General features: G+C 71.0%; 13 protein-coding genes and 1 pseudogene. 11 read left to right on the top strand and 3 right to left on the bottom strand.

Annotated features, from left to right (window positions below):
- The first annotated feature begins 142 nt into the window (after positions 1-142).
- Genes ACGGCP_RS16330 through ACGGCP_RS16320 form a run of 3 tightly spaced genes read left to right on the top strand, consistent with a single transcriptional unit; the run spans position 143 to position 2,654 of the window.
- Positions 143-625, top strand: coding sequence for a MarR family winged helix-turn-helix transcriptional regulator (locus ACGGCP_RS16330; protein ID WP_392966844.1), 483 nt, complete (start codon positions 143-145; stop codon positions 623-625).
- Complete coding sequence (locus ACGGCP_RS16325) at positions 622-1,395, top strand: SDR family oxidoreductase (RefSeq protein ID WP_392966842.1); 774 nt, start codon at positions 622-624, stop codon at positions 1,393-1,395. The genes ACGGCP_RS16330 and ACGGCP_RS16325 overlap by 4 nt, the downstream gene beginning before the upstream one ends.
- A 5-nt stretch (positions 1,396-1,400) precedes the next feature.
- On the top strand, positions 1,401-2,654 hold the full coding sequence (locus tag ACGGCP_RS16320) for an FAD-binding oxidoreductase (RefSeq protein WP_392966840.1): 1,254 nt from the start codon (positions 1,401-1,403) through the stop codon (positions 2,652-2,654).
- 84 nt (positions 2,655-2,738) lie between these two features.
- On the opposite strand, the gene ACGGCP_RS16315 is transcribed toward ACGGCP_RS16320, so the two are convergent.
- Positions 2,739-3,248, bottom strand: coding sequence for an Lrp/AsnC family transcriptional regulator (locus ACGGCP_RS16315; protein WP_392966838.1), 510 nt, complete (start codon positions 3,246-3,248; stop codon positions 2,739-2,741).
- Between the two features lie 145 nt (positions 3,249-3,393).
- On the opposite strand from ACGGCP_RS16315, the gene hppD reads away from it, so the two are divergent.
- The 4 genes from hppD to fahA are packed head-to-tail and all read left to right on the top strand — an operon-like array spanning position 3,394 to position 7,852.
- A complete protein-coding gene (gene hppD / locus ACGGCP_RS16310; protein WP_392966836.1) occupies positions 3,394-4,599 on the top strand; it encodes a 4-hydroxyphenylpyruvate dioxygenase in 1,206 nt (401 codons plus the stop codon).
- 33 nt (positions 4,600-4,632) lie between these two features.
- Positions 4,633-5,826, top strand: coding sequence for a homogentisate 1,2-dioxygenase (locus ACGGCP_RS16305; RefSeq protein ID WP_392966834.1), 1,194 nt, complete (start codon positions 4,633-4,635; stop codon positions 5,824-5,826).
- Positions 5,823-6,683 (top strand): hypothetical protein, encoded by an 861-nt coding sequence (locus ACGGCP_RS16300; protein ID WP_392966832.1) that lies wholly within the window; start codon positions 5,823-5,825, stop codon positions 6,681-6,683. The genes ACGGCP_RS16305 and ACGGCP_RS16300 overlap by 4 nt, the downstream gene beginning before the upstream one ends.
- Positions 6,680-7,852: a fumarylacetoacetase gene (fahA, locus tag ACGGCP_RS16295; protein WP_392966830.1), complete on the top strand. Its 1,173-nt coding sequence runs from the start codon at positions 6,680-6,682 to the stop codon at positions 7,850-7,852. The genes ACGGCP_RS16300 and fahA overlap by 4 nt, the downstream gene beginning before the upstream one ends.
- A gap of 18 nt (positions 7,853-7,870) precedes the next feature.
- Here the strand turns inward: fahA and ACGGCP_RS16290 are convergent.
- A pseudogene (locus tag ACGGCP_RS16290) lies at positions 7,871-8,926 on the bottom strand (PucR family transcriptional regulator); the annotation flags it as partial.
- 628 nt (positions 8,927-9,554) lie between these two features.
- Here ACGGCP_RS16290 and ACGGCP_RS16285 point away from each other — a divergent pair.
- The 3 genes from ACGGCP_RS16285 (at position 9,555) to ACGGCP_RS16275 (ending at position 15,034) form a co-directional block, all read left to right on the top strand.
- A complete protein-coding gene (locus ACGGCP_RS16285) occupies positions 9,555-10,556 on the top strand; it encodes an MBL fold metallo-hydrolase (protein WP_392966828.1) in 1,002 nt (333 codons plus the stop codon).
- Between the two features lie 147 nt (positions 10,557-10,703).
- Positions 10,704-12,047 carry an MFS transporter gene (locus ACGGCP_RS16280; RefSeq protein ID WP_392966826.1) on the top strand — a complete coding sequence of 448 codons (1,344 nt, stop codon included), beginning with the start codon at positions 10,704-10,706 and terminating at the stop codon, positions 12,045-12,047.
- A gap of 74 nt (positions 12,048-12,121) precedes the next feature.
- Entirely contained in the window at positions 12,122-15,034 is a 2,913-nt protein-coding gene (locus tag ACGGCP_RS16275; RefSeq protein WP_392966824.1) for an FAD-binding and (Fe-S)-binding domain-containing protein, read from the top strand.
- A gap of 14 nt (positions 15,035-15,048) precedes the next feature.
- Here the strand turns inward: ACGGCP_RS16275 and ACGGCP_RS16270 are convergent, their stop codons facing one another.
- Positions 15,049-16,209, bottom strand: a complete 1,161-nt coding sequence (locus ACGGCP_RS16270; protein ID WP_392966822.1) for an ROK family protein — start codon at positions 16,207-16,209, stop codon at positions 15,049-15,051.
- Between the two features lie 226 nt (positions 16,210-16,435).
- Between ACGGCP_RS16270 and ACGGCP_RS16265 the strand changes: the two genes are divergently transcribed.
- Positions 16,436-18,142: a hypothetical protein gene (locus ACGGCP_RS16265; RefSeq protein ID WP_392966820.1), complete on the top strand. Its 1,707-nt coding sequence runs from the start codon at positions 16,436-16,438 to the stop codon at positions 18,140-18,142.
- Positions 18,143-18,177: the final 35 nt, after the last annotated feature.

The following is an 18,177-nucleotide window of genomic DNA, read 5'->3' as shown; positions in this document are numbered from 1 at the left end:
CCGGCAGGGCCGGAGCGGCGGGCCACTTTAATTGTCATATGCCAATTTAACGCGACCCCTCCTTGGGTTGTTCCGATCTGGCCCATGAGCTGCGTCACCGCCAACTTGCTGATGTGTCAGCAAGTCAGTTACGGTTGCTGACATGTCAGATAGAACGACGGCCCAGCAGCGGCGGGTGTGGCAGGACTTCCTGGTCCTGTCCGAGTCGGTCCGCCGCGAAAGCGTTCGCGAACTCCAGCAGGCCTCCGGGCTCTCCGGACCCGACTACACCGTGCTGGCACACCTCTCCTCCGTCGAAGACCGCGCGATGCGATCGACCGAGCTCGCCTGCGCGCTCGACTGGGACACCGGCCGGACCTCGCACCACCTGCGCCGCATGGAAGAACGCGGCCTGATCCGGCGCTGCCGCGGCACCGAGAGCGACGGCCGCGCCGCCCTGGTCGCCATGACCGACGACGGACTCGCGGTCTTCCGGCGGGCGGTCGGCCCGCATTTCCAGTCGATCAAGCGCTGGTTCCTCGACGGCCTCTCCGCCGATCAGATCGACCAGCTCGACGCGATCCTCGCCTCGCTCCAGCACCACCTCGACGAAACCCGCACGAACGCTTCGAAGGAGACCCCATGACCACCACCGCCGACCTCCCCGCCTGGGCCCAAGCCCGAACCGACCTCACCGGTAAGACCGCGCTCGTCATCGGCGGCGCCGGCGGTGTCGGCGAGGGCATCACCCGGCAGCTGCTCGCCGCCGGTGCGACCGTGATCGCCACGGCCCGCGCGAAATCCAAACTCGACGACCTCGCCTCCCGCGTGGACCACCCGAAGCTGCGGACGCACGCGCTCGACCTCGCCGACCCCGACCTGACCGGCATCGTCGCCGACCTGGCCCGCGAGCACGGCGGCCTCGACGGCGCCGTCGTCAGCGTCGCCGACTGGGGCCCCCAGGGCCCCAAGGGAATCCTCGACCTCGCCGACGACGAGTGGGACTACCTGGTCGAACACAACCTGACCTCGGTCTTCCGCGCCTTCCGCGCGCTCGTTCCCGCCCTCGGCCGTACCGGCGCGCTCGTCCACATCAACGGCTACAGCGCCGAGATCCCCTGGCCCAAGCACGCGGCCCTCGCCGTCGGCTCCGCGGCCACCAAGTCGCTCGCCCGCACGCTCGCAGCCGAGGCCGGCCCCGCGGGCCCGCGGATCCACGATCTGATCCTGGGCGTCATCAGCACCCGGCCGAAGCGGATGGCAGGCATCGACCACCCCGGCTGGATTCCCGCCGACGAGGTCGGATTGCACGTGGCCGAACTGATTGCGGGCACCAGCCCGTTCTCCGGTGAGGTCATCCAGTACTTCGCTCAGCGCGAGGTCGGCCCCACGACCGTCAAGCCCGAGATCGGATAAGTGCCATGCTCGACATCATCCGCCCCGGCGACCCCCGGTACGGACGCGTCAGACACGTCTACACCGGCACCGGATCGCCGGCGGCGGTGATCCGGCCGCGCACCGCCGCCGAAGTCGCCGAAGCGTTGGCGTGGGCACGAGAACACGAAGGGCCCCTTGCAATCCGCAGCGGCGGGCACGGCATCTCCAGCCGCGCCACGAACGACGGCGGCACCGTCGTGGACCTCGCCGAGCTGGGCTCGGTCGAGCGGATCGACGGCGACCTGGTCCGGGTCGGTGCGGGTGCCCGCTGGGCCGACACGGCCCGGACGCTGCGGCCCTGGGGCTTGGCCGTCACCTCCGGCGACTCCGGCGGTGTCGGCGTCGGCGGCCTCGGTACGACCGGCGGGATCGGTTTCCTCGGCCGCGTGCACGGCCTCACGATCGACCACGTCGTGGCAGCCGAGATCGTCACCGCAGACGGCCGGATCCGCACTGTGGACGCTGAGAACGAACCCGACCTGTTCTGGGCCGTGCGCGGCGCCGGGGCGAACGTCGGCATCGTGACCTCCCTCGACCTCCGGGCCTCGCGCACCCCGGCCGTCGCCAGGGCCATGCTCCAGTACCGCCCCGGCGACGTCGCGGCGTTCCTGGAGGCGTGGGGCGCGACTGTCGAGGCCGCCCCGCGCGAGGTCACCGCCTTCGCCTACCTTTCGGGGAGCGGCCACGCCATGGGCGTGGTCGTGTACGCCGGGGACGACGCCCGGGCCGCCGAGCGCGCCCTCGCGCCCTTCACCCGCCTCGCGCCGCTGACCGGCCGCAATGCGGAGCTCATGCCGTACGCCGAAGCGATCCTCGACACCCGCGAACCGCACGGCGGACAGCAGACGGCCTATATGCGCAACGGCTTCGCCGTCCACCTCGACCAGTCGGTGAGCGAACGGGCGGCCTCGCTCCTCCACGCCCTCCCCGCCACCATGCTCCAGATCCGCGCGACCGGCGGCGCCGTGAACGACGTGCCCGCCGAAGCGACCGCCTTCGCCCACCGGCACCAGCACTTCAACATCGCCATCATGACCAACGCACCGACTGCCATGGCAGACAGGGCATGGGAGGACATGCGGCCCGCCTTGGACGGCCTCTACCTCAGCTTCGAGACAGTGTTCTCGCCCCAGCGCCTCGCCGACGCGTTCCCACCCGCGACACTGGAGCGTCTGCGCGAGATCAAACGCAAGGTCGATCCCGACAACGTCTTCCACCAGAACTTCCCGGTCGCCTGACGGCGGGCCTCGAAACGGCGTTCGCGTGCTCCCAGCGCCTGAAGAGCCCCTCCTCGCGCGGCACCTGAAACGCCGCCCGAACGCTCAGCCGTCGCTCCGGTAAGCCGGAGCCCGCCGCGGCGCCTGACGCGGAGCACTCACCAGAAGCGGCAGTGTCCGCGGCGGCACGACCACCGAGAGGATCACGACGCTGGTCGTCCGGCCGATCGTGGGCGAGCGGTTCAACTCCAGCAGCGCCTCCTGCAGGCCTTCGTGCGACGGGGCCGCCAGACGGCAGACCACATCGGAAGCGCCGGTGGTGGAGTACGCCTCCACGACCGCCGGGATCGCGGTCAGCTCCGCCGTCACCTCGTCGAGCGCGCCCTGCGTGATCTCCAGTGTCACGAACGCCTGCACCCCGTACCCGGCCGCCACCAGATCGATCTCCGGGGTCGCGCCCCCGAGCACCCCGGCCTTCTCCAACCGGTCGAGGCGCGCCTGCACCGTCCCGCGCGCGACGCGCAGCGTCCGCGACAGCTCCAGCACCCCGATCCGTGTGTGCTCGCGCAGCGCGGAGAGCAGGTCGATGTCGAGCGCATCCAGTTCCACCGTCATGTGGGCAGATTGTAAAGCCTGACCCGTCAGGCACCGCCTCGGAATGGTCATCCTGGCCAGCTCGGACCCGCTCGGTTGCGAGCGGCTCGCCGATGCGGTGTCCTATGCGCGTCAATCCAAGGACCCTTCACTCCAGGAGCACGACGTGAGCATCGACCTGACCCTCACCAGCCAAGAGCGCCTCGCCGACCTCGACCTCAAGCAGCTGCGCCAGCTCGTCGGCCTCGTCGAGTACGACGCCGCGAACGACCCCTTCCCCGTCACCGGCTGGGACGCCGTCGTCTGGTCGGTCGGCAACGCCACCCAGACCGCCCTGTTCTTCCAGGCCGTCTTCGGCATGGAACTCGTCGCCTACTCCGGCCCGGAGACCGGCAACCGCGACCACCAGGCCTACGTCCTGCGCTCCGGCGCCGTCCGCTTCGTCTTCAAAGGCGGCGTCGACCCCGACAGCCCCCTCCTCGACCACCACCGCCGCCACGGCGACGGCGTCGTGGACGTCGCCCTCGAAGTGCCAGACGTCGACCAGTGCGTCGCCCAGGCCCGTGCCCAGGGCGCCACCGTGATCCAGCAGCCTCACGACGTCTCGGACGAGCACGGCACCGTCCGCATCGCAGCGATCGCCACCTACGGCGAGACCCGCCACACCCTCGTCGACCGGTCCCGCTACACCGGTCCCTACCTGCCCGGCTACCAGGCCCGGACCTCCGGCTACACCAGACCCGAAGGCGAGCCCAAGCGCCTCTTCCAGGCCCTCGACCACGTCGTCGGCAACGTCGAACTCGGCCGCATGGACGAGTGGGTCGACTTCTACAACCGGATCATGGGTTTCACCAACATGGCCGAGTTCGTGGGCGAGGACATCGCCACCGAGTACTCGGCGCTGATGAGCAAAGTGGTCGCCAGCGGCAACCGCCGCGTCAAGTTCCCGCTCAACGAGCCCGCAGTCGGCAAGAAGCGCTCGCAGATCGACGAGTACCTCGACTTCTACGGCAGCGCCGGCGTTCAGCACCTCGCGCTGGCCACCAACGACATCATCCGCACCGTGGACACGCTGCGGGCCAAGGGCGTCCAGTTCCTCCCGACCCCCGACTCCTATTACGAGGACCCCGAGCTGCGGGCCCGGATCGGCGAGGTCCGCGTCCCGATCGAGGAGTTGCAGTCGCGCGGCATCCTCGTCGACCGCGACGAGGACGGCTACCTGCTGCAGATCTTCACCAAGCCGCTCGGCGACCGCCCCACCGTCTTCTTCGAGTTCATCGAGCGCCACGGCTCGCTGGGCTTCGGCATCGGCAACTTCAAGGCCCTGTTCGAGGCCATCGAGCGCGAGCAGGCCAAGCGCGGCAACTTCTGATCCTTTACCGCGCATAGGAGAGAGGCGAGAACGATGGCGTTCTATCGCAGCCTGGGCAGCATCCCGCCCAAGCGCCACACGCAGCACCGCACCCCTGCGGGCGGGCTCTACTACGAGGAGCTGATGGGGGAGGAGGGGTTTTCCTCCGACTCGTCCCTGCTCTACCACTCGGGCGTGCCGTCGGCGATCGTCGACGCCGCGCCTTGGGACCTCCCCGGCCAGGCGACCGTCGAGAACCGGCCACTCAAGCCCCGACACCTGCGACTCCACGACCTGACCGAGACCGACTGGAAGGCCGTCGACCCGGTCACCGGACGCCGACTCGTCCTCGGCAACGGCGATGTGCGGATCTCGTACGTCGCCGCAGGTGAGGCATCACCCTTGTACCGCAATGCGATCGGCGACGAGTGCGTCTACGTCGAGTCGGGGTCGGCGACCGTCGAGACCGTTTTCGGCGCGCTCGAAGCCCGGCAGGGCGACTACGTGGTCCTGCCCCGCGCGACCACCCACCGCTGGCTTCCGACCGGTTCGGAGCCGCTGCGGCTCTATGCGATCGAAGCGAACTCGCACATAGCGCCCGCGAAGCGGTACCTGTCGCGCTACGGGCAGCTGCTGGAGCACGCCCCGTTCTGCGAACGCGACCTGCACGGGCCCGCCGAACCGCTCCTGGCCACAGGCGAGGACGTCGAGGTCCTGGTCAAGCACCGCGGGTCGCGCGGCATCACCGGCACCCGGTACGTATACGCGACGCACCCGTTCGACGTGGTCGGCTGGGACGGCTGCCTGTACCCGTACACGTTCAACATCGCCGACTTCGAGCCGATCACCGGCCGCGTGCACCAGCCGCCGCCCGCGCACCAGGTCTTCGAGGGCCACAACTTCGTGATCTGCAACTTCGTGCCGCGCAAAGTGGACTACCACCCGCTCGCCGTCCCGGTGCCCTACTACCACTCCAACGTGGACTCCGACGAGGTCATGTTCTACTGCGGCGGGGACTACGAGGCCCGCAAGGGATCCGGCATCGGGCAGGGCTCGATCAGCCTCCACCCGGGCGGGCACAGCCACGGGCCGCAGCCCGGCGCGGTCGAGCGCTCGATCGGCGCGGAGTACTTCGACGAACTCGCCGTCATGGTCGACACGTTCCGACCCCTGGAGCTCGGCGAGGGCGCGGCCGCGTGCGAGGACCCCGGCTACGCCTGGACCTGGTCCGGAAGGGGCCCTTCGTGATCCCGGCACTGCTGGCGGCGCTGTGCGACGACGCCGCCGTCTTCCCGCCCGGAAACGCGCCTCTGGCCTACGCGGTCCGCGCCTACGGGGCCCGGCGTCGCGTCTGGTACGCCGACCTCGCCGGGCCGCTGGTCCTGCCCGCCGCCGCGCTGCCTCGGCTCGCGCCGCTGCTGCCCAGGGGCGATGCGCCGCTGCCGCTCTCGGTGACCTTCCCGGACGGCCCGGCGGGTGTGGCCGCGGCCCTCGCGCACGCGGCGGCCCTGCCGGTCGAACTCCGCTCGATCGAGGTCGCGGTGCCGGGGGAGGCGCGCCCGGCCGCGTTCCTCGAAGCGCTCGCGGCGACGCTCGACGACGCGCCTGAGCTGGACGTGTACGTCGAGATACCGCGCGGCCTACGACAGACCGCGTTCATTGAGGCCGTCGCGGGTCGGTACCGGGCCAAGTTCCGCACCGGCGGTGTGCGCGCCGAGCTGTACCCCGACGAAGCGGAGCTCGCGGGCGCCGTCGCGGCGGCCGTCGCGGTCGGGCTGCCGTTCAAGGCTACTGCCGGTCTCCACCACGCGATACGCAACACCGACCGGGACACCGGGTTCGAGCAGCACGGGTTCCTGAACCTGCTGGCCGCCACGGACGCGCTCGCGTCCGGGGTGTCCGAGCGGGAGGCTCGAGCGCTGCTCGCCGAGCGCGATGGCCACGCCGTGGCCTCCTGGGTCCGCGGTCTCGACGAATCGCGTGCGCGGCGGGCCCGGGAGGCGTTCCTGTCGTTCGGCACCTGCAGCATCACCGACCCGCTCAACGAGCTGACCGCCCTCGGCCTTGTCACCGCGCCCGCCCGCACCGAAGGAAGCACCTCGTGAACCGCATCCAGATCCCTGACGGCTCGCCGTTCGGTCCCGACAACCTGCCCTACGGCGTGTTCTCTGTGGACGGAGGCGGGCCGCGGGTCGGCGTCCGGTTGGGCGACAGCGTGATCGACCTGTGGGCGCTGCTCGGCGACGAGGTCTTCGCGGCCGCGTCGCTCAACCCGTTCATGGCCCAGGGCCCCGAGCGGTGGGCGGCAGCGCGCGAACGTGTCCGGGCCGCGCTCGACGGGCCCGTCCCCGACGGTGCGGTCCATGCGCTGCGGGACGTGCGGCTGCACCTGCCCGTCGAGATCGGCGACTACGTGGACTTCTACGCTTCCGAGCACCACGCCGCGAACCTCGGGCGGCTCTTCCGGCCCGGCTCGGAGCCCTTGCTGCCCAACTGGAAGCACCTCCCGGTCGGCTACCACGGTCGCGCCGGAACCGTGGTCGTCTCCGGAACGGGCGTCGTCCGCCCCTGCGGCCAGCGCAAGGGCCCCGATGAGGACGCCCCGGACTTCGGTCCGACCCGTAGGCTCGACATCGAAGCCGAACTCGGCTTCATCGTCGGCGCGGGATCCGGGCTGGGGCAGCGGATCGGCATCGACGACTTCGCTGAGCATGTGTTCGGCGCGGTGCTCGTCAACGACTGGTCGGCCCGGGACCTGCAGGCCTGGGAGTACGTGCCGCTCGGCCCGCACCTGGGGAAGAGCTTCGCCACCTCGGTGTCGCCGTGGGTGGTTCCGCTCGCGGCGCTGGACGCGGCGCGCGTACCCCTCCCGGGCCAGGACCCCCGGCCGCTGCCGTACCTACGCGGCGGCGAGGACTGGGGTCTCGACGTCGAACTCGGGGTGGAGTGGAACGGCGAGGAGGTCTCGCGCCCGCCCTACCGCGACATGTACTGGTCGCCCGCGCAGATGCTCGCCCACATGACCGCCAACGGTGCCACGGCCCGCACCGGCGACCTCTTCGCCTCGGGCACGATCTCCGGGCCCGAACGCGGCCAGCGCGGCTCGTTCATCGAACTCTCCTGGGGCGGAAGCGAACCGGTCACGGTGAAAGGCGAACCGCGCACGTTCCTGGAGGACGGCGACGAGGTGCGGATCTCGGCGACCGCGCCCGGCCCGGGCGGCACCCGGATCGGGTTCGGCGAGGTTGCCGGGAAGGTCCTCCCGGCGGTGTAACTCGCGCAGGCGCAGCTGGAGCCACAGCATGAGCGTCTGGTCGCGGTCGCGAAGGTCGAGGTCGAACAGCTCGCCCGCGCGCTGCAGCCGATACCGCAGCGTGTTGGCGTGGATGTAGAGCCGCTCGGCGGTACGGCCGGTATCGCCGAGGCATTCGAGGTACGCCTTGACGGTGGCGGTGTACTCGGTGCCGTTGGCCGCGTCGTGGTCGAGCATCCGGCGCAGGGCGGGCAGCGGCGCGAAGTCGGCGCAGTCGAGGCGGGCGCGCAGCCGCAGGAAGAAGGATTCGGCGCGGACTTCGTGGACGTCGGCGACACCGGGGCCCGCGCCGCGGTCGGCGAGGACCCGCAAGGTGTCATCGGCGTCCCGGCGGGAGTCGGGAACGTCGTGGAGGACCGCGACGGTGCCGCCGATCCCGGCGCGGACCGGGACTCCCAGCAGGGAGCGCGTGCGTTCGACCGCGGCTCCGGCCAGTTCGCGTGCCTCGGCCGCGCCCGCGGGCAGGAGGGCGTAGACCGCGCCGTCGAGTTCGACCGCGGCGGCTCTGGGATGGCGGAGCCGGGCATAGCCGGTGACCAGTTCCGCGAGGTGGAAGGCGCTGTCTTCGACCTGCTCGACGCCGACGACTTCGAAGCCGACCACCGTGAACGCCTGGGCGTTCCCGAACGCGTCGCCGGGCGCGGGGCGGTCGCCGATGAGGAGCGCCCTGAGGGCCTTCTCGCGGGTGCGGCGGGGGATGTCGCGCGCGTTGCGGTACTGGAGGAGGTGCAGCGCCGCCAGGCGGGCCGCGTTCGAGAGGGTCTCGGCCGCGCGGTCGTCGAGCGTCCCGGTCTCGTCGATGGCCCAGATGGAGCCGAGCACGTCTGGGCCCGCCTTGAGCGCCACCGCGAGTCGCGGCAGGGCTCCGGGATTGTCGATGCGGACGGGCTTGTCCCCGCGCCACACGCGCGGGTCGGTGTGGGGCCCCCGGAACTCGTCGGGGACGTGGCGGCCGAGGATGCCCGCCTGCCGGACCTCGTCGATGACCTGACCTGGCACTGTGGAGTAGGCGAGGATGCGGCGTTGGGTGTCCATGATGGCGATGGCCCCGCCCACCTGGAGCGCGGCGGCGTTGGCGAGCGCGAACAGGTCGCCGAGTTCGACCTCGTCGGCCGAGGCCCCGCCTGACCGGCCCTGGGTGCCGATGACCGCCGACAGGAGCGCGTCGAGGTGCCGCCAGCTGACCCGGTCGTCGGCGGCGAGCAGGGCGACGCCCTGCTCGCGGGCGAGGCGGCGCAGTTCCTCGGCTTCCTCGCCGAGGGTCTTCACGACCAGGCCCGCGCAGCCCGCGGCGGCGGCGAGCCGGACCGCGTCGCGGGCCTCGGCCGAGCCGGGCCGCAGCCCTATGCCGAGGAGCAGCGTGTTCGGTCCGTCCGCGCCGGGCTGGGCGGGGTCGAGGATCTCGGGCTCGCCCACGGGAACGTCGAGTCCGGCCGGAGCTTCGAGGGGCACGAGCACGGTGGCTCCCACGGCGTCGAGAAGCGAGGCGAGGGTGCCAGCGGTGCCGTTGAGCTGGTGCAAAGGGGTCATGGGTGTGACTGCCGTTCAGGGTCTTGTGCTTGAGCACAAAGCCTAACGGCTTCGCTGTGTGTTCTCAATATGGCCATGTGCGGTGACGACGGTCACGATTAGAGGGCTACCCCATCGGCAAAAGGAGAATATCGTGTCAAACCCTCACTCTGAAGTCACGACCCCGACCGCGCGCGGGTTGTCGAGGCGCCGGTTCGGCGGGATCGCCGCGGCGGGCCTGGCGGCAGGTGCCGCCGTGACCGCGTTCGCGGTCGGCACCCCGGCCGGAGCGCATACCGCTGCCGACTACTACGACCAGGCCCGCGAGACCGCGGGCGACGACCCTGTCCTGCTCGCTCTGAGCGCCTCGCTGACCCCGGGCTTCAGCCCTCCGCGCCCGGCGGCTCCGCAACCGGTCAAGATCTTCGACGACCTCGCCGTCCTCTGCGTCGGCTCGGTCTCCGCCCTCGCGATCCTCACCGACGACGGCATCATCATGATCGACTCGCTCAACACCGCAGCCGAGGCGCGGCGCGTCATCGCGGGCGGCCTGACCGCGCTCGGAGCCGACCCCGCCGACATCAAGTACGTGGTGGTGACCCACGGCCACCGTGACCACTTCGGCGGTGCCCAGTACCTCGCCGACACCTACGGCGCCCGCGTCCTCATGGCCCCCGCCGACTGGACCCTGGTCTCGGGCATGTCCGGCGCGCCCGCCCGGGACATGAACATCACCGACGGCCAGCGGCTCACCCTCGGCGGCACCGAGGTGCGGCTGCACTACACGCCCGGCCACACGGCCGGCACCGTCTCGCCGGTCTTCCCCGTCACCTGGCGCGGCACGACCGAGACCGCCATGACCTGGGGCGGCAGCAACCCGCCCGCCAACCTCGCCGGACTGCGCACGTACCTGGCCTCTATCCAGTCCTTCACCGCGAAGGCGCAGGCGGCGAACGTGTCCGTGGAGGTCTCCGCCCACCCGTTCGTCGACTACGGCCTCGAACGCATCCGCCAGCTCCAGAACGGAGCGGCGTCCAACCCGTTCGTCCTCGGCGAAGCGGGTATCGAGGCCTACCTCGCGGTCATGGAGGCGATGCTGAACGGCCGGATCGCAGAGGCCTCGGGAACCTCGACGGCCGCGGCCGAGTGCTGCTGAGCCATGTCGGGCAGCGCGCATCGCCCGCATTAGTGCGTTCGCACAACCGGTGCCCGATCGACTGTGTGTTCTGCCCATGGCAAACTGTCTGCCGCAGCAGACATCATGATTGCACCCCTTTCCCGTCGGCGACCAAAGGAGATTGCCGTGACTACCGTCAACCCCGCCCCTGAAGCCCGGCCCGGACGCCCGCCCGCGTTGAAACTCGCGTTCGCGACCAGCTTCGGCACCGCGATCGAGATGTACGACTTCTTCATCTACGGCACCGCCGCTGCGCTGATCTTCAACACCCAGTTCTTCCCCACGAGCGACCCGCTCGTCGGCACCCTCCTCGCCTTCGCCGCGTTCGGCGTCGGCTTCTTCGCCCGGCCGCTCGGCGGGATCGTCATCGGCCACTTCGGAGACCGTGTCGGACGCAAGAAGATGCTCGTCACCACCCTCGTGGCGATGGGCGTGGCGACCTTCCTCATCGGCCTCCTGCCCAACTACGAGACCATCGGCGTCGCCGCGCCGATCCTCCTCGTGAGCCTCCGGCTGATCCAGGGCTTCTGCGCCGGGGGCGAATGGGCCGGCGCCGTACTCTCGGCGACCGAGCACGCCCCCGCGAACAAACGCGGCCTGTACGGCAGCTGGACCTCGATCGGCTCGCCCGCCGGACTCGTCCTCGCCACCAGCGCGTTCGCGGCGGTCTCCACCATGCCCGAAGACCAGTTCGCCTCCTGGGGCTGGCGCCTGCCGTTCCTCGCCAGCGCACTCCTGGTGATCGTCGGCCTCTACATCCGCGTGAGCATCGCCGAGACCCCCGAGTTCCTGGCGATGGCGAAGGACCGCAAGCAGGCCAAGCTGCCGATCGCGACCGTGCTGCGCACGCAGTCCGGCGAGGTCCTGCTGGGCAGCGGCTTCAACCTCGGCTTCAACACGTTCATCTACCTGGTCTTCACGTTCGCGCTCGCCTACTCCACGACCGAACTGGCGATGGACCGCGGAGTCGTCCTGACCGGGACCATCGTCGGCTCGCTCCTGTCGATCCCGGCCCTGCTGTACTTCGCCGCGCTCTCGGACCGGGTCGGCCGCCACAAGGTGCTCCTTGGCGGCGCGGGTTTCGTCGGGGTCTACGCGCTGGCGTTCTTCCCGCTGGTGGACACGGCGAACCCGACGATCGTGATCACCGCCGTCGCCTTCGCGTTCGTCGGTTCGGCCGCGATCCTCGGCCCGATGGGCGCCGGGATCTCCGAGCTGTTCGGCACGAAGGTCCGGTACACGGGCGCGTCCCTGGGCTACCAGATCGGTGCGGCGCTCGGCGGCGGCCTCGCCCCGTTCATTGCGACGGCACTGTTCGCCTCGACCGGGACGACCTGGTCGGTGGCCGGTTACGCGGCAGGCTGCGCGGTCATCAGCCTGGTCTGCATCGACACGCTGCGCCGCCGGGCCGCGGCCCGCAATCGCGCCGACGGCGACGTGACCGAGCTGAACCGGCTGTCCAAGGCCTGACCGTGCGGCGGCGGCCCCGCCGCCCTCCGTGAGCACCGTTGCATCCCAACCCGAACCCTGACGGAGGACGACGAATGAGCGGCCGCAGCACTGTCGTCGTGTACGGCTCCCCTCACGGGGGCGGGGCGGACACTGGCGCCCGCCTCGCCCCCACCCCACACTGGCTGCACGACGGCCTCGCCGCCGCAGTGGGGGAGGAGCAGGTCCTGACCCGGCCCCTGGACCTGGCGCGTTACGCGAGCGACGCGAGTCCTTACCGGATGGTCCCTCGCGCGGTCGTGGTCGCCCGGGACGGCGCCGACATCGCCGCGGTCCTCGGCTTCGCCGACCGGCACATGCTCCCGGTGACGTTCCGCGCCGCCGGGACGAGTCTGAACGGCCAGGCCCAGGGCGACGGCATCCTCGTCGACGTGCGGCGGCACTTCGCCGCAGCCGTCGCCGAGGACGGCGGCCGGTTCCTGCGGGCCCGGCCCGGCATCGTCGTCTCCCGCGCGAACGCGCTGCTGGCCCGGTACGGCCGGATGCTCGGACCGGACCCGGCGAGCTCGTCGGCGGCCACCGTCGGCGGGGTCGTCGCGAACAACGCCAGCGGGATGTCCTGCGGCACCGAGCGGAACTCGTACCGGACCGTCCGGTCGATGCGCGTGGTCCTCGCCTCGGGCACGGTGGTCGACACCGCCGACCCCGACGCCGACCGGCTCCTCGCCGAGCGCGAACCGGAACTGGTGGCCGAGCTGCTGGCGATCAAACGCGAGCTCGAAGCGGATCCCGTGTTGAGTGCGCTGATCCGCAAGAAATTCGCGATCAAGAACACGAACGGGTACCGGCTCGACGCGTTCCTCGACGCGGCGCGGCCCTCGAAGATCCTGCGCGGTCTCATGGTCGGTTCTCAAGGGACCCTTGGATTCCTCGACGAGATCGTGTTCGAGACCGTCCCCTTCGGGAGGTTGCAGACCACTGCCCTGCTCAGGTTTCCCGGCCTGGACGAGGCGGTCGGGGCCGTCCCGGCGCTCGTCGCGGCCGGGGCGCACGCCGTCGAGCTGATGGACGCCCCCTCCCTTCTCGCCTCGAAGCACGTCGACGGCGCGCCGCCGTGGCTGTCCGAGGTCGAAGAGGACGCGGCGCTCCTCGTCGAGTGCCGCGCCGCCGACGACGCGGCGCTGACCGCGTTCGAGGAGACCGTCTCCCGGACGCTCGCGGGTACCGGCGCGCAAGGCGCGTTCACCCGGGACGCGGCGGCGGCGGGACGCTACTGGAAGGTCCGCAAAGGACTCCTGGCCGCCCTCGGCGGCTCACGGCCCGCCGGGACCGTCCTGCTCGGCGAGGACGTCTGCGTCCCGCCGCCGCGCGTGGCCGAGGCCGCCCGCGACCTGCGGAAGCTGCTCGACGCGTTCGGCTTCCACGGGTCGGTCGCCGGGCACGCGGCCGACGGCAACCTGCACTTCACGATGACCTTCGACGCCGCCTCGCAGTCCGACGTCGACCGGTACCGCGAGTGCATGCAGGCCGTCGCGAACCTCATTCTCGACGAGTACGACGGCGCCCTCAAGGGCGAGCACGCCACCGGCCGCAACATGGCCCCCTTCGTCGAACAGGAATGGGGCCCCAAAGCCACCGCCTTGATGCGCCGTGTCAAGGCCGCGTTCGACCCGCACGGCATCCTCAACCCCGGCGTGCTCCTCAACGACGATCCGCACGCGAACGTCAAGCACCTCAAGACCATGCCTTCGGTGAGTCCGAAACTGGACGCCTGCATCGAATGCGGGTTCTGCGAACCGGTCTGCCCCAGCCGCGACCTGACCACCACGCCGCGCCAGCGCATCGCCCTGCAGCGCGAGATCGCGCGCCGCGTCGGCGAACCCGCGCTCGCGCGGGAGCTCGCCGACGACTACGCCTACGACGCGGTCGACACGTGTGCCGCCGACTCCAGCTGCCAGACCGCGTGCCCGGTGGACATCGACACCGGGTCGGCGATGAAAGACCTGCGTCGACGCCGCCACGGCCCCGGCGCCGAGCGCGCCGCCCTCCACGTCGCCCGCAGGTTCGCAGCGGTTGAATGCGCTGCTCGGCTCGCAGTGCTTTGGGCCCGGCGGATCCACCGGTGGTTCGGACCCCGGCCGCTGCGCGCGCTCACCGGTCTCGGCCGCCGCGTCCTCGGGCCCGAGCTGATGCCCGCGTGGATCGACGAGATCCCGAACGCCGCGCCCCGCAAGTTGCCGCGCACCGTTCGCGAAGGGGCGAGGGCAGTTTACGTCCCGGCCTGCGTCAACCGGATCTTCGGCACCCCCGCCACGGGCGGCGATATGCCGCTGGTGGAGGCGGTAGTGCGAGTCAGCGCCCGCGCCAATCGGCCCGTGTGGATTCCCGATGGCGTGCGCGGCGCCTGCTGCTCCACCATCTGGCAGAGCAAGGGCTACGCGGAGGGGAGCTCGTTCATGGCCAACGACCTCGTGGACCGGCTCTGGACCTGGTCCGACCGGGGCCGCCTGCCGGTGGTGTTCGATGCCAGCTCCTGCACGCTCGGCGCGATGCGCGAGATCGCGCCCCACCTCGACGCCGTCAACGCCGCCCGCCACCGGCAGCTCGACATCCGCGACGCGGTCGACTGGGCCCGTACCGAACTCGTGCCGCATCTGCCTTCGCTCGCCAAGACCGGCGTCGCCGTCGTCCATCCGACCTGCTCGATGCACCAGCTCGACGGCGGCAGGGGACTCGCCGACCTGGCGAGCGCTCTGGCGCACAACGTGGTCGAACCGGCCGCCGCCACCTGCTGCGGCTTCGCCGGGGACCGCGGACTCCTCCACACCGAGCTCACCGAGAGCGCGACCCGAGAGGAGGCCGCCGAGGTCGCCGCCGTTGACGCGGACGTCCACCTCAGCGGCAACCGCACCTGCGAGATCGGCCTCCACCACGCCACCGGGCGCGCCTACGAATCGGTGCTCGGCCAGCTCGAGCGGGCGTCCCGTCCCGACGCCAGCTCTTTGTAACGTATATTCACTAACTATGTCTCGAGTCCGGCGCGGATGGCGAGGACTGCTCCGGCGCGGGCCCACTCCTCGAACGCGAACGGTTGGACGTCGAGGTCGACCGGAGCCCCGGTGGGGTGGCGGTGCGCCTCGATCGCGGCGTCCACCTCGGTTCGCGCGAGCTCGGCCACGGCGATGCCTTCGCCGGTGACGACGATCTTCTCGGGATCGATGGTGTTGGCGAGCGTGGCCACGAGGACGCCGAGGGCGTTGCCCGCGTCGGCGAAGGCGCGCTGCGCGGCGGGGTCGCCGCCGCGGGCGAGCGCGAGCACGTCCTGATAGGTCAGTCCGGGCGTGCGCAGTGCCGAGACGATGCCCCAGTCGGTGAGGTACATGGAGGCGCAGCCGCGGTGCCCCGAGCCGCAGCGGGGACCGTTCGGGTCGACCACCAGGTGGTCGAGCCGGGCCGCCTTGCCGTGGGCGCCGGTGACGAGTCCGCCGCCGACGACCAGGCCGAATCCGAGGCCGTATCCCACGGTCACCAGCGCCATCGACTCGTATCCGGCGCCCACGCCGAACCAGTGCTCGGCGGCGGTGAGCGCCCGCACGTCGTTCTCGGTCGCGACGAGGACGCCCAGGCGCCTGCTCACCAGGTCGGCGAGTGCCACGTCGCGCCAGCCGAGGAAGGGCGAGTCGACCACGATCTGGCGCCCGCCCGCGGTCGCGACGTCGCCGGCCAGGCCGATTCCCGCCGCGGCGATGTTCGGATGCTTGTCCCTGAACCGCTCGCAGACTCCGGCGATCTGGTCGACGACGTCCTGGACCGAATGCGAGACCAGGGGTTCGTCATGCGAGGCGAGCACTGCCGCGTTGAGGTCGGTGACGACGGCGAAGAGCCTGTCGACGGTGAGCTTGACCCCGAGCATGGTCCGCGACCCGGCGCGGACGTGGAGCAGTTCGCTCGGCCTGCCCGTCGCCCCGCGCAGCTCGACGGCGCCTTCGGCGACGAAGCCCTGCTCGATGAGCGTCCGCGTCGCGCGGGTGAGGCTCGTCCGCGAGATGCCCAGACGGCGGGCGATCTCGGCGCGCGACTGCGGTCCGCCGATGACCAGCTCGCGCAGGGCGTTTCGCTCGCCGCCGCCGAGCACCGGCCACAGGGCCGGATCCGCCTCCGGCGGCGCCGGGAACCTCGACATGCCACTCTCCTCACTCCGCGACGAGCTCACGATAGCCGCACCGCATGGGTGCACCGGCGCGAGCGGTCGCCCGCGAGCGGGCAATGTCCCGCTACTTAGTAACGGTAGTTGACAAACATATGCCGGATCAGTACGGTACCTCACATCGGGCAATGCATCCAGGAATGTCGATTCTTGAGGTTCCGCCCGTATGTCCCGAACCCCGATCAGCCACGAGGTCCGCCACATGACTCCCTCTCACCCCGACCGCGCGCTCTTCAAGCGACGCATGCTGTTCAAGGCCGCGGGCGTCGGAACCGCCGGCGCCGCCGGGCTCCCGCTCCTGTCCTCCTGCGCCGAAGTCGGCGGCGGCGAAGGCAGCGTCCAAGCCATCGACCAGAGCCTCGACGTCCTCCCCGAGTTCAAGGAATGGCCGCTGCCGGTCGAACCCGACCTCGTCGGCGAACCGCCGAACCACCTCAGCGCCTTCCTCGAATACCCCGACCCCGTCGTCCAAGTGGTCACCGACCCGCCGCGGACCTCGGGCTACTACCAGGTGTACGTCCCCAACTGGGGCCCGGTCATGCCCAAGGACGACCCCTACTTCCTCGCCATGCAGGAGGCCACCGGAGGCACCCGGGTCGAGTTCGTCCAGAACGACCCGGCCGCCTTCCCCGAGGCCGCCGTCCAGTGGATCAAGGCCCAGGAGTTCGGCGACGCGATCTTCCTGCTCTCGTGGATGTCCTACGCCCACGCCGACTTCAACGAGACCGTCGTCAACAGCTTCGCGAACATCTCCGACATCGTCTCCGGCGACATCTCCGAGCGCTGGCCGCTCCTGGCCGGGCGCGGCGACGCCGCCTGGGCCGACGCGGCCTGGTCCACCGACCCCGACAATCCCAAGGAGACCGCGGGGATCTACGGCGTCCCATGGCATCTCAACGGCGGTCCCGGCAACGCCTTCTACTACCGCGCGGACCTGCTGCGGGAGGCCGGCCTCGAAGTGCCCACCACAGTGGAGGAGCTGCTTGACGTCGCCCGCGCCTGGTCCGACGACGCCGCCGGGAAGTGGGCGATCGCGGGCACCGACTACATGTCCCGCGCCTGGTTCCGGCTCGCCGCGGGCCACGGCTGGAGCTGGGACGGCTCCGGGCTCGTCCACAACAACGAGCGCTCCGAGTTCAAGGACTGGGTGGCCTTCCAGCGCACCCTCACCGACGAGAAGCTGCGCCACCCCAGCGTGGGCACCACCGGCTTCGACTCCAAGGCCGCGCAGAAGGCCGGTGAGGTCCTGTTCGACCAGGACGGTTGGAACCGCTGGACCGACCTCACCGCCGAAGTCAACGCGAGCGGCGAGATCCCCGGCTTCGAGCTGGGCGTCCTCGGCGCCCTCACCCACGGAGGCGGCGAGCCGATGTACCACGCCGGGCGCGGGGTCGGCGGATGGCTGTTCTTCCGCAAGGACCTCGAGGCCGACGCGATCGCAGAGCTGCTCGACGTCGCCAACTTCTGCGCCGCGCCCTACGGCACCAAGGAATACGAGATGATCGTCTACGGCCAGGAGGGCGTCCACTTCGAGTACGACGCCGAAGGGAAGCCCGCGTTCACCGAGGCCGGCATCGCGGCGAAGCAGGACTCGTTCGCCTACATCGCCATGAGCGGCGTCGTCCAGACCTTCATCGAAGGCCCCTCCGACATCGTGCGGCAGCGCTTCGCGTTCAACGAGTCCGTGCTGCCCTACCTCGACGAGGACATCTTCGAGGGCCTGCGCCTGACCAGCCCCGAGACCGCGGGCAACCCCGGGCAGGTCTTCGACGAGAAGGTCAACGACATCATCTACGGCCGCGCCGAGCTCAGCGAGCTCGACGCGGCGGTCGCGACCTGGAAGGCCGACGGCGGGGACAAGGCGCGCGAGTTCTTCGAAGGCGTCTACGACGACCTCCAAGGCGGATGACGGCCGGGGACCGGTCGACGCCCGTCCCCTCCCGC

The sequence above is a fragment of the Glycomyces sp. NPDC048151 genome (assembly GCF_043202775.1).
Classification (GTDB): domain Bacteria; phylum Actinomycetota; class Actinomycetes; order Mycobacteriales; family Micromonosporaceae; genus Glycomyces.
The sequence above is the reverse complement of the archived record's forward strand: the minus strand, read 5'-3'. Positions and strand labels throughout refer to the sequence as shown.

Excerpts from the sequence above, each read along its gene's own strand:
- ACGGCP_RS16330 (WP_392966844.1), top strand. The coding sequence starts at position 143 with ATGTCAGATAGAACGACGGCCCAGCAGCGGCGGGTGTGGCAGGACTTC.
- ACGGCP_RS16325 (WP_392966842.1), top strand. The coding sequence starts at position 622 with ATGACCACCACCGCCGACCTCCCCGCCTGGGCCCAAGCCCGAACCGAC.
- ACGGCP_RS16320 (WP_392966840.1), top strand. The coding sequence starts at position 1,401 with ATGCTCGACATCATCCGCCCCGGCGACCCCCGGTACGGACGCGTCAGA.
- ACGGCP_RS16315 (WP_392966838.1), bottom strand. The coding sequence starts at position 3,248 with ATGACGGTGGAACTGGATGCGCTCGACATCGACCTGCTCTCCGCGCTG.
- ACGGCP_RS16305 (WP_392966834.1), top strand. The coding sequence starts at position 4,633 with ATGGCGTTCTATCGCAGCCTGGGCAGCATCCCGCCCAAGCGCCACACG.
- ACGGCP_RS16275 (WP_392966824.1), top strand. The coding sequence starts at position 12,122 with ATGAGCGGCCGCAGCACTGTCGTCGTGTACGGCTCCCCTCACGGGGGC.
- ACGGCP_RS16270 (WP_392966822.1), bottom strand. The coding sequence starts at position 16,209 with ATGTCGAGGTTCCCGGCGCCGCCGGAGGCGGATCCGGCCCTGTGGCCG.
- ACGGCP_RS16265 (WP_392966820.1), top strand. The coding sequence starts at position 16,436 with ATGACTCCCTCTCACCCCGACCGCGCGCTCTTCAAGCGACGCATGCTG.